The sequence below is a fragment of the Clostridium thermobutyricum genome, assembly GCF_000371465.1.
Classification (GTDB): Bacteria; Bacillota; Clostridia; order Clostridiales; family Clostridiaceae; genus Clostridium; species Clostridium thermobutyricum.
Genome location: NZ_KB850956.1, coordinates 222,483 through 235,047 on the forward strand (window position 1 = coordinate 222,483; position 12,565 = coordinate 235,047).

A 12,565-nucleotide genomic window follows, 5' to 3' on the forward strand; every position below is an offset into this window, starting at 1 on the left:
TTGCCATAACAAGAGGCCTTGTATCTTGTTGAGAATATAAAATAAAAGGAGAAATGAAAAATGAAAACAATAATAATTGAAGGAATGTCATGTCAAAAATGTGTTGAAGGAGTTAAAAAAGCATTAAATACTGTTGATGGAGTTGACTCAATGGAAGTTACTGTTGGAAAAGCAATTGTTGAAGGTACAGCAAATAATGCAGATTTAAAAGAAGCTATTGAAGATTTTGGATTTGATGTTGTATCAATAGAAGAATAATTTAAATTCTTTGATAAGACTATACTATAAAAAATTGTAGGATAGTCTTATTTAATAATAAGCTTTAACTAGGATACATAATAAAAAAAGAATCGCATAAATAAAGAGGTTGTTTTTCAACCTCTTTTATTTTTTATAAATATTAATACAAAAAAGATAAAGTAGATATAAATTTTCAAAAATTAAAATATAAAATATTAATAAAATATGTTTAAATTAATATTTTAAAAGTTATATATAAATTATATTTATAAAAATATAACTGCATTGATGGTGATTAATGATTTATTTAATAAAAATAACAAAAATATTGTATTAAAAAAATAGTAACAAATTTAACAAAAACTATTGAAGTTGTTAAAAAATGGTGATAGAATAAATTTACGGAAAACGTTTCCTGATAAAATATATGGGAGAAGAGTTCTATACTTGGAAAGGTTTCCGAAAAATATAATTAAATAAAATATTTAGGAATCTTTAGTAAGGTTTCAAATATAAATTAAATATAAAGATAAGTATATATTTAATTTATATTGTTACCTTAAATGAAAAATAAATAGAAAGTAAAACAATAAATTTGTTTTGAATTTTTTGGAAAGGTTTCCGTAATATGCTATAGAATTGAATGGGAGGGTTAATATGGCAGGATTAGTTTTTAAAAATCTATACAAAATTTATGAAAATGGGTTTGAAGCTGTAAAAGATTTTAATCTAGAAATAAAAGATAGAGAATTTATAGTTTTTGTTGGGCCATCAGGATGTGGAAAGTCAACAACATTAAGAATGGTTGCAGGGCTTGAGGAAATAAGTGAAGGAGAGCTTTATATAGGAGATCAATTAGTAAATGATAAAGCACCTAAAGATAGAGATATAGCAATGGTATTCCAAAATTATGCTTTATATCCGCATATGACTGTATTTGAGAATATGGCATTTGGACTTAAATTAAGAAAAGTTCCTAAAGATGAAATTGAAAGTAAAGTAAAAAATGCAGCAAAAATTTTAGATATTGAACATCTTTTAGATAGAAAGCCAAAAGCTTTATCTGGAGGACAAAGACAAAGGGTTGCAATGGGAAGAGCAATTGTAAGAAATCCAAAAGTTTTCTTAATGGACGAGCCTTTATCAAATCTAGATGCTAAATTAAGAGTTCAAATGAGAATAGAAATATCTAAATTATATAAAGAATTAGATACTACATTTATTTACGTAACTCATGATCAAACAGAGGCAATGACTTTAGGAACAAGAATAGTTGTTATGAAGGATGGAGTAATACAACAAGTTGCGACTCCAAATGAAATATATAATAATCCAGTAAATATGTTTGTGGCAGGATTTATAGGAAGTCCTCAAATGAATTTCTTATATGGGAAATTGATAAAAGAAGATAAAAAAATGTTTATTGAAATTGAAGGTAATAAAGTAGAATTAGATAAAGAGAAAGTTGATAAGATAAACAAATTTAATTCATTAAATGAAGAGGTTATATTAGGAATTAGACCAGAAAAAATACTTTATAATATTGATGAATTAGAAGGGAAATCAAAAATTAAGTTTAATAGTGAAGTAGAACTTACAGAAAACTTAGGGGCAGAAATTTATGTTCATACAAAACTAGGAACAAAAGCAATAATAATAAAAACAAAGGGTAGCGCTAATAAAGAAATAGGAGAAAAAATAGATTTTGCTATTGATGTAAACGATATTCATGTTTTCGATAAGGAAACTCAAGTTACAATTTTATAATTATAAGGGTGTTTAAAATTTAATTAAAATAAAACTTTGAATTTATGGAGGGGAATTTATATGGCTAAAAAGAGAATACTAGCTTGTCTTATGGCAACACTAGTAGCAGGATCATTATTTGTAGGATGTGGGGGATCATCAGGATCAGATTCTAAAGAAGGAAAAGAAATAACTATCTGGACTAAAGTTAAAGATGGTGAAATGAAAACAATAGAAGAACAAGCAAAGGCTTGGGGAGAGAAAACTGGAAATACTGTAAAAGTTGTTAATGATGAAGGAGGATTCCAAGATTATTTACAAGCAGCTAATTCAAGTAAAGGACCAGATATATATATTGGGATGCCACATGATAACTTAGCTTCATTCTATGAAGCAGGATTATTAGAAGAAGTTCCAGATGGTAAATTTGACAAGAGTAAATATAGTAGCGAAAGTGTATGGAATGCAACATCTTTTGAAGGGAAAAATTATGCAATTCCATTAGCACAAGAAACAGTAGCACTTTTCTATAATAAAGATAAAGTTAAAGAAGCTCCTAAAACTATGGAAGAATTAATAGAAATCGCGAAAAAAGATGGGAATGGATTCCAAATTGATTTAGGAAACTTCTATATTACAGGAGGAATAGTACAAACTTTAGGAGGATATATCTTTGGTGGTGAGCAAGGAGCATTAAAAGCAGATGATATAGGTCTTGCAAATGATGGTTCAATTAAAGGATATCAATTCTTAGCAGATTTAGTTAAAAAGCATAAACTTATGCCAGAAGATATAACAGGAGATATAGCTTCAACAAACTTTAAAGAAGGAAAATCAACTTTCTATATTTCAGGACCATGGGATGTTGAACAATTTGAACAAGCTAAGTTAAATTTTGGAGTAGCTACAGTTCCAACAATAGATGGTAAAGACTACAAATCATTCTTAGGCGTACAAACAGCTTTTGTAAGTGCAAAATCAGCAAATAAAGATTTAGCATTTGATTTCTTATCAGAGTTAATTGATAACAAGAGTGAAGAATTATTTAAGGTAGGAAATAGAATTCCAGTATTAAATGATGTTTTAGCAAGTGATGCAATAAAGGAAAATAAATACTTACAAGGATTTGTTGATCAATCAAAAGTAGCTGTTCCAATGCCAAATATTTTAGAAATGCAAGCTGTATGGAATGCAACTTCTCAAATAACTAGAGTTTATAAAGGTGAAGATGCTAAAAAAGTTGCAGAAGATATTGTTAGTGCAGTTAAAAAGGGTATAGAAACACAACAATAATATAAATAAAGCTAAGGAGGATGGAGGGAAATTTTCCTCCATTCTTTTAAGTTAGAATGAGAGAGGGGTATTATGAGCAAGAAAAAAGTAACAGTAAAAGACAACTTAAGAGCTATTAAATTTTTATCACCAGCTTTGATAAGTATGCTTATATTAACTGTATTTCCTATAATATTTACAGTAATAATAGCTTTTACTAATTATAATATAAAAACTTTAAATAAAGGCTGGGGATTTGTTGGACTAAAGAATTTTAAAGATGTTTTATTTGGACCTTTAAAAGAAGTGTTTTTACCAGTTTTTACTTGGACGATAATTTCAGCTACAATAATTACTTTAGGTGGATTTATTGTAGGATTAATATATGCTTTAGTTTTATCAAATAAAAATATGAAAGAATCTGCAATTTATAAAGGATTTTTAGTAATACCATGGGCTCTTCCAGCAGCTATTATTACTATATCTTTTACAGGGCTTTTAAATAGTCAATATGGTGCTATAAATGGAATATTAATGAATTTAAATTTGATATCTGAACCAATAATGTGGCTTACAGAACCAGGACCAGCTAGATTAGCAGTACTAGCAATTAGCATTTGGCTTGGTTTCCCATATATGATGAATGTTTGTATTGGAGCATTATCAGCAATTCCAGAAACTTATTATGAAGCAGCAAGTATTGATGGAGCATCAGCTTTTCAAAAATTCTTTAAAATAACTCTTCCATCACTTGCAAATACAGCATTTCCATTATTAATAGGTTCATGGTCATTTAATTTTGGTAGTTTTACAGCAGCTTTTCTTTTATTAGGAGGAGGACCTGTAAGACCAGATTCACCATTTGCTGGATATACTGATGTACTTGGTTCAGCGGCTTATAAAATGACAACTCAATTTGGTAGATTTGATTTAGGAGCAGCACTTTCAATTATATTATTCTTCATAGTTGGAACAATTGCATTTTTCCAAATGAGAGCATCAGGACAGTTTAAGGGGGAATAGATAAATGGAATTAAAGACTAATAAAATAAATTCTATAGAACCAAAGAGCATTAATGTAAGTGATAAAAAAGGAAAAAAGAAAAAATATAAGCATAAAAGAAAAATGACTAAACCAGAAAGAGTAACACTTTGGTTAAGCAGAATTTTTATATGGGCAAGTATACTTATAATATTATTCCCAGTTCTTGCAATAGTAACAGCTTCACTTTCAACAGGTTCAAGTTTTATTCAAAAAGAACTTATTCCTTCAGAAATTACTTTTGATAACTACATTTATGTGCTAAAAGAAACTGATTTCTTACTATGGGTATGGAACTCATTTAAAGTTTGTTTCTTAGTTGCAGTAGCACAAGTTTTAATGACTTTACCTGCAGCATATACATTTAGTAGATTAAGATTTACTGGAAAAAAATATGGGCTTATGTCACTTTTAATACTTCAAATGTTCCCAGCTTCAATGGCATTACCAGCAATACTATCAATTTCATATAGATTAAATGGTATGGATAATCATTTATTCTTAATTTTAGTAATGTGTGGAGCAAGTGCATATAATATTTGGTTAATGAAAGGATTTATAGATGGACTTCCAAAAGAATTAGATGAGTCAGCTTTAGTTGATGGAGCAAATCATAATCAAATATTTAGGAAAATAATATTCCCATTATGTAAGCCAATGCTTGTTGTAATATTTTTCTTCTCATTTATTGGGACTTTTGGAGAATTCGTACTTTCAGCAGCATTACTTAAAGATCCAAGTCTAAAAACATTAGTTATAGGATTAAAATCATTTATGGATAGTGGAGTTTCTACAAATTGGACAGCTTATGCAGCTGCATCTGTAATGGCTACTATTCCACTTGCAATACTTTTTGTATCAATACAAAAATTTGTATCAAAAGGATTAGTTGCAGGAGCAGTTAAAGAATAAATTAAAGTTACATTAATTGTAAATATGCCCTTTTTATTAAATAAAGAAATAAAATATTTAAGATAATAAATATATAAAATAAAAATAATTTTTAAAATTATAAAAATTTAAAGGATTTCATTGAAAAATGTCTAATATAATTATATAGAATTAGTATTTTTATTTAAAACAAAAAATATATATATACAATGAAATATAATCAAAGGGAGTTTATGGGTTATGAATATAAAAGATATTGCACGTCTTGCAGGAGTAGGTCTTGGAACCGTTTCGAGAGTTATTAATAATCATCCAGATGTAAAGGATGAAACAAGAGAAAAAGTACAAAAAATAATAAAAGAAAATAACTATATTCCTAATAATAGTGCAAGAAATCTAAAGAAATTAAGCTCTAATACTATAGGAGTATTAATTAGAGGTGTATTCAACCCATTTTTCTCTGAGATGGTAGATATAATAGGGAAAAGAATAAGTCAAAATGGTTATACTATGCTTTTAAGACATACAGATTATTCTGCTAGAGGAGCAGATGAAATAAGAAATTTAATAGAATTTCAAAAAGAAGTAAAACTTCAAGGCATAATATATTTAGGGTGTGATTTAAAAGAGATAGATAATACAACTTTTGAAAATATTGAAGTTCCACTAGTTCTAGCATCAACTAATAGCACATATAATACTGAGGTTAATAACTTCTCGTATGTAGGAATAAAGCAAATAGAATCTGCCTTTATTGCAACTAAATATCTTATAGAAAGAAATCATAAAAATATTGGAATAATTCTTGGAATTAAAGAAGATATTGGACTTGCATCTGAAAGGCTTCAAGGGTATAAAGAGGCTTTAATAAAAAGTAATATTGATATAAAAGAAGAATTTATTGAGTATGGAGGTTATAGTACAAGAGGAGCATATGATGCTGCACAAAGACTTATAGCCAAAAATAAAAATCTAGATTCTATATTTTGTATATCTGATATTATGGCTGTTGGAGCTACAAAAGCTCTAGAAGACATGGGGATTAAAGTAGGGAAAGATATATCAATAATTGGATTTGATGGTATGGAAATTTCAGAATTCTATAATCCTTCTATAACAACTATAGCTCAACCGCGAGAAGAAATGGCTGAACATAGTATAGCTGTACTTTTAGATATTATAAAAAATAAAGGGGAAAATAGGCACATAGTATTAGATACTAAGCTTATAGAAAGAAATTCTGTAAAAAAATAAAGAATATTCCTATATATACATAATTAAAATATAAGGATGTGATAATTATGAGTATTAAAAGATTTTCATTTGGAAAAATAATTGATTGTAATTCAGTAGTAAAAGAAATAGAAAAGGAAAATGGACAAGTTCCTTATTTTTTAGAAAAAGATTCTGTTTTAAGCTTTAAATTAGAAAAAGAAGATTTAGTTTATGGGCTTGGAGAAAATGTAAGAGGAATAAATAAAAGAGGATGGATATTTGAAAGTTATTGTTCAGATGATCCAAATCATGCTCAAGATAAAAAATCACTTTATGGAGCACATAATTTTATAATAATACATGGAGAAAATAGAAGTTTTGGTGTTTTTATAGATACACCATCAAAGGTTAAATTTGATATAGGATATTCAGAAATAGATACATTATCAATAGAAGTAGAAGAAAATAATTATGATTTATATATTATTGAAGGAACTAATTTAAATGAAATTTCAAAAGAATTTAGAGAACTTATAGGAAAAAGTTATGTACCACCTAAGTGGGCATTTGGATATCAACAAAGCAGATGGAGTTATGCAACAGAAAAAGAAGTAAGAGAAATAGGAAGAAAATTTAGAGAAAAAAATATTCCTATAGATTGTATTTATTTAGACATAGATTATATGGAAAAGTTTAAAAACTTCACAATTAATTATGAATCGTTTCCAAACTTTGACCAGATGGTTAAAGATATGAAAGAGGATGGAATAAGATTGATTCCTATAATAGATGCAGGGTGCAAAATAGAAAATGGATATGATGTTTATGAAGAAGGAATTAAAAAAGGATATTACTGTTTAGATAAAGAAGGAAATCCTTTTGTAGCAGCAGTATGGCCAGGAAAAGTTCATTTTCCAGATTTCTTAAATAGTGAGGCTAGACTTTGGTTTGGAAAGAAATATAAATTTTTAGTTGATAAAGGAATAGATGGATTTTGGAATGATATGAATGAGCCAGCTATTTTCTATTCAGAAGAGGGATTAAATAAAGCTTATAAAATAGTAGAGGAAAGTAAAAATAAAAATTTAGATATTTATAGCTTTTTTGCTTTAAAAGATGCCTTTATGGGATTAAGTAATAGTTCTTCTGATTATAATAGCTTTTATCACAATATGGATGGAAAGATTATAAAACATAATGATGTTCATAATCTTTTTGGTCATAATATGACAAGAGCAGCTGCTGAAGGATTAGATTCAATTGATAAAGATAAAAGATTTTTATTATTTTCAAGAGCTTCATCAATAGGAATGCATAGATATGGTGGTATATGGACAGGAGATAATACATCTTTATGGGAACATTTAGAAATGAATGTTAAAATGATGCCAAATTTAAATATGTGTGGATACCTTTATACAGGTGCTGATACAGGCGGATTTGGAGGGAATTGTACTCCAGATTTAATGACAAGATGGTTCCAATTCAGTATTTTTACACCTTTATTTAGAAATCACTCAGCAATGGGAACAAGAAACCAAGAACCTTTTGCTTTTGGAGAAAAATCAGAAAAAATATTAAAAAATCTTATAGAGTTTAGATATGGATTAGTACCATATATTTATAGTGAATATATGAAAGCTGTAATAAATAATGATATTATGTTTAAACCATTAAGCTTTGAATATAATGATGTAACTTCAAGGGAAATAGAAGATCAAATATTAATGGGAGATTCGTTAATGTTAACTCCAATAATAAAGCAGAATGGTAGAGGAAGATATGTTTATTTACCAGAAGATATGCTGATGATAAGAGCAAAAGGATTAAATGATATTAGTTATAAAGTCTTTTCTAAAGGACATCATTATATAAATGTAGAACTTGAAGAATTTATTTTCTTTGTAAGAAAAGATAAGATGATACTTTTAGGAGAAAGTGCTAAAAATGTTCAAAGTATAGAAAATAAAGAGCTAAACATTATAGCATTTGTAGAAGAGAAAGCAATATATGAATTATATAATGATGATGGAATATCAAAGGATTATTTAAATGGAATTTTTGATAAACTTCGCATAGAAATAATAAAAGGTAAAGAAGAATTTAATATAAACGTAGATGGAAATATAAAAGATAAAAAATTAAATATAACTATAATTTCTAAAGGTTCAAAAGATGTAAAAAAAGTATATTATATATAAAAGGTTAAAAGGGGATTGGTTTTATGAAAAAAAGAAGTAGTGGGATATTAATGCATATATCATCTTTGGAAGGAAAGTTTGGTATCGGTTCCATTGGCGAAGAGGCATATAAGTTTGTAGATTTCTTAGTTAAAGCAGGACAAAAGTATTGGCAAATACTACCTTTAGGACATACAAGTTATGGAGATTCACCATATCAATGTTTTTCTGCATTTGCGGGGAATCCACATTTTATAGATTTAGATATACTTGTTGATGATGGATTATTGAGCATTGAAGATTATATAAATGAAGATTTTGGAGCATCAGAAGAAAAAGTAGATTATGGATTAATATTTGAAAAAAGAAATAAGATTTTAAAAACTGCTTATAAAAATTTTAAAAATAAAAATCTAAATAGACATGAATCATTTGAATATGAAAGATTTAAAAATGAAAATAGTTTTTGGTTAGATGATTATAGTGATTATATGGCTATAAAAGAAACTTTTGATTTAGTTTCTTGGAAAGAATGGGATGAGGATATAAGAAATAGAGAAGAAAAGGCTTTAAGAAAATACAGAAAAGAGCTTAAAGATGAAATTGAATATTATAAATTTATTCAATTCCTATTCGTTAAACAATGGAAAGAATTAAAAGATTATGCAAATTATAATGGGATAGAAATAATAGGTGATTTACCTATATATGTTGCAGAGGATAGTGCAGATATGTGGAGTAATCCTAAAATGTTTAAAGTTGATGAAAATAATAACCCAAAAGTTGTAGCAGGATGTCCACCAGATGCATTTGCGATAACAGGTCAGCTTTGGGGAAATCCAATATATGATTGGGAAGCTATGGACAAAGATAATTATAAATGGTGGATTTCAAGAATAAGAGAAAGTTTTAAACTATATGACATGATAAGAATAGATCATTTTAGAGGTTTTGAATCATATTGGGAAATTCCATATGGAGATGAAACTGCTGTAAATGGAAAGTGGGTAAAAGGACCAGGAATAAAACTTTTTAATGCTATAAAGAAAGAACTTGGAGACTTAAATATTATTGCTGAAGATTTAGGATTTATGACAGATGAAGTTATAGAATTTAGAGATGAAACAGGTTTTCCAGGAATGAAAGTTCTTCAATTTGGTTTTGGAGGAGAAGATAGTACAGATTTACCACATAACTATGTAAAAAATTCAATTGCTTATACAGGAACTCATGATAATGAAACTATTATGGGATGGGTAAATACTATGGCAACTAAAGAAGAAAAAGAAAAAGCATTAGCTTATTTAAATGTTAAAAATTTAGATGATAGTTATGATTTTATAAGAGAAATTTGGGGTTCTGTTAGTTTTTTAGCAATTGCGACTATGCAAGATTTATTGAATCTAGGTAGTGAAGCAAGAATGAATATTCCATCAGTTTTAGGTGGAAATTGGCAATGGAGAATAAAAAAAGATCAATTAACAGATGAATTAGCAAAAAAATTAAAAGATTTAACTAAATTATATGGAAGAATTTAATCGTAAATTTAAGTAGATAAGGAATCTAATGATTTATGATAAGGAAGTATTGGAGGATTTAAATTATGAAAAATGAATTAAAGGTATCTATGGAAAGACAATTAAAAATAAAATATGGAGTTTCTATAGAAGAAGCTTCAAAAGGAGAAATTTTTAGTAGTCTTTCATCAGCTTTAATGGAAACTATAATAGATAATTGGAATAACACAAATAAAATTTATTCAAAAGGAAAACAAGCTTATTATTTATCAGCTGAATATTTAATGGGAAGAGCTCTTGGAAATAATTTAATAAATTTAGGTCTTTATGAAGAAGTTTCAGATTTATTAAAAGAATTAAATATTGATATAAATGAAATAGAAGAGGCAGAAGAAGATGCAGCATTAGGTAATGGTGGATTAGGAAGACTTGCAGCTTGTTTTATGGATTCAGCAGCAGCTATGGAAGTGCCATTAAGAGGATACGGGATAAGATATTCAAATGGATTATTTAAACAATACTTCAAAGATGGATTCCAAGAAGAATGTGCTGATAATTGGTTAACTTATGGAGATCCATGGAGTATAAGACGTGAAAGAGAAACAGTTAAAGTTAAATTTAAAGATATGGAAGTAAAAGCAGTTCCATATGATACACCAATAATAGGATATGATAGTAAAAATATAAATACATTAAGACTTTGGAAATGTGAAGCCTTAGAAAGCTTTGACTTCCATGCCTTTAATTCGGGTAAATATGCAAAAGCAGTAGAATTAAAAAATAAAGCTGATGATATATCAAGAGTTTTATATCCAAATGATGATATGAGACAAGGAAAATTATTAAGACTTAAACAACAATACTTCTTAGTAAGTGCATCTGTTCAAGATATAATAAGAAGCCATGTAAAATTACATGGAGAAAACTTTGAAAATTTATCTGAATATCATGCAATTCAATTAAATGATACTCATCCAGTTTTAGCTATACCAGAGCTTATAAGAATTTTAGTAGATGATTATAAATTAAAATTTGATAATGCATTAAAGATTGCTAAAGGGGTATTTGCTTATACAAACCACACTATTCTTGCAGAAGCGCTTGAAAAATGGGATAACAAATTAATTGTAGCTTTATTCCCAAGAATAATGCAAATAATTAAAATGATTGATACAAGATTTATAAATGAATTAAAGAGAAAAGGTTATTCTAAAGAAGAAATTGAAGAATTTAGAATAGTTAAAGATGGAGTATCAAGAATGGCAAATCTTGCAATAGCAGTAGGTTTTGCAGTTAATGGGGTAGCTAAACTTCATACAGATATTTTAAAGGATATTGAACTTAATAATTGGTATAAACTATATCCAGAAAAATTCCAAAATAAAACTAATGGAATAACTCCAAGAAGATGGCTTAGATTATGTAATAGAGAATTATCACATTTTATAACAGAACTTTTAGGAGATGAAAGTTGGGTTAAGGATTTAAGTAAGCTTAAAGAATTAGAAAAGTTTATTAATGAAGAAGAGATTCTAAAGAAATTTATGATGATAAAGCATACTAAAAAAGAACAACTTGCAAAATATATAAAAGAAACTGAAGGAGTAGAATTAGATCCAAGTTCAATTTTTGATATCCAAATAAAGAGATTACATGAGTATAAGAGACAATTATTAAATACTTTATATGTTTTAGACCTTTATTTTAGATTAAAAGAAGATAAAAATTTAGATATTCCTAAAACAACATTTATATATGGGGCAAAAGCGTTCCCTGGTTATAGAAGAGCAAAAGCAATAGTTAAGTTTACTAATGAAGTTGCAAAACTTATCAACAATGATAAAGAAATAGATGGAAAAATAAAGGTTGTATTTGTGGAAAACTATAGAGTTTCATATGCTGAAAAATTATTCCCAGCTGCTGACCTTTCAAAACAAATATCAACAGCAGGAAAAGAAGCATCAGGAACAGGTAATATGAAGTTTATGTTAAATGGGGCACCTACTTTTGGAACTATGGATGGAGCTAATGTTGAAATAGTAAGAGAAAGTGGTGAGGAAAATAACTTTATCTTTGGATTAACTGTTGAAGAAATAGAAGAAATGAGAGGAAACTACAATAGTAAAGAATATTATGAAAATAATGCTTCAATAAAGAGAGTAGTAGATTCTTTAATAGATGGAACTTTTGATGATGGAAATACAGGTTTATTTGAAGATTTATATAACTCATTAATAGAAGAGGGAGATGGATATTTATTATTAGCTGATTTTGAAAGCTTTAAAAAGGCTGAAGATAGAGTTTTTGAAGCTTATAAAGATGAAAAAAGATGGGCTAAGATGGCATTTAAAAATATGTGTAATGCAGGAATGTTCTCTTCAGATAGAACAATATTAGAATATAGTAAAGAAATATGGAACATTAAGCAAACTAAAAATACTTTATAATTTTAAAGGTAGGAG

General features: G+C 27.6%; 9 protein-coding genes. All 9 read left to right on the top strand.

Going from position 1 to position 12,565, the window contains the following annotated elements; translation table 11 throughout:
• Positions 1-60: 60 nt before the first annotated feature.
• The 9 genes from HMPREF1092_RS00985 to HMPREF1092_RS01025 all read left to right on the top strand — a co-directional run bounded on the left by HMPREF1092_RS00985 (position 61) and on the right by HMPREF1092_RS01025 (position 12,550).
• Positions 61-258, top strand: a complete 198-nt coding sequence (locus HMPREF1092_RS00985; protein ID WP_002596708.1) for a heavy-metal-associated domain-containing protein — start codon at positions 61-63, stop codon at positions 256-258.
• A gap of 639 nt (positions 259-897) precedes the next feature.
• A complete protein-coding gene (locus tag HMPREF1092_RS00990; RefSeq protein WP_002596709.1) occupies positions 898-2,007 on the top strand; it encodes an ABC transporter ATP-binding protein in 1,110 nt (369 codons plus the stop codon).
• Positions 2,008-2,067: 60 nt separating this feature from the next.
• Positions 2,068-3,279: a sugar ABC transporter substrate-binding protein gene (locus HMPREF1092_RS00995; RefSeq protein WP_002596710.1), complete on the top strand. Its 1,212-nt coding sequence runs from the start codon at positions 2,068-2,070 to the stop codon at positions 3,277-3,279.
• A gap of 72 nt (positions 3,280-3,351) precedes the next feature.
• Positions 3,352-4,281 (top strand): carbohydrate ABC transporter permease, encoded by a 930-nt coding sequence (locus HMPREF1092_RS01000; protein WP_002596711.1) that lies wholly within the window; start codon positions 3,352-3,354, stop codon positions 4,279-4,281.
• Between the two features lie 4 nt (positions 4,282-4,285).
• The gene (locus HMPREF1092_RS01005; protein ID WP_002596712.1) at positions 4,286-5,212 is read left to right on the top strand and encodes a sugar ABC transporter permease; all 927 of its coding nucleotides are present in this window, start codon (positions 4,286-4,288) and stop codon (positions 5,210-5,212) included.
• A 219-nt stretch (positions 5,213-5,431) separates the two neighbouring features.
• On the top strand, positions 5,432-6,445 hold the full coding sequence (locus HMPREF1092_RS01010) for a LacI family DNA-binding transcriptional regulator (protein ID WP_002596713.1): 1,014 nt from the start codon (positions 5,432-5,434) through the stop codon (positions 6,443-6,445).
• Between the two features lie 47 nt (positions 6,446-6,492).
• Positions 6,493-8,607, top strand: a complete 2,115-nt coding sequence (locus HMPREF1092_RS01015) for a TIM-barrel domain-containing protein (RefSeq protein WP_002596714.1) — start codon at positions 6,493-6,495, stop codon at positions 8,605-8,607.
• A 23-nt stretch (positions 8,608-8,630) separates the two neighbouring features.
• Positions 8,631-10,124 (top strand): 4-alpha-glucanotransferase, encoded by a 1,494-nt coding sequence (gene malQ, locus HMPREF1092_RS01020; RefSeq protein WP_002596715.1) that lies wholly within the window; start codon positions 8,631-8,633, stop codon positions 10,122-10,124.
• A 65-nt stretch (positions 10,125-10,189) separates the two neighbouring features.
• Entirely contained in the window at positions 10,190-12,550 is a 2,361-nt protein-coding gene (locus tag HMPREF1092_RS01025) for a glycogen/starch/alpha-glucan phosphorylase (RefSeq protein ID WP_002596716.1), read from the top strand.
• Positions 12,551-12,565 lie beyond the last annotated feature (15 nt).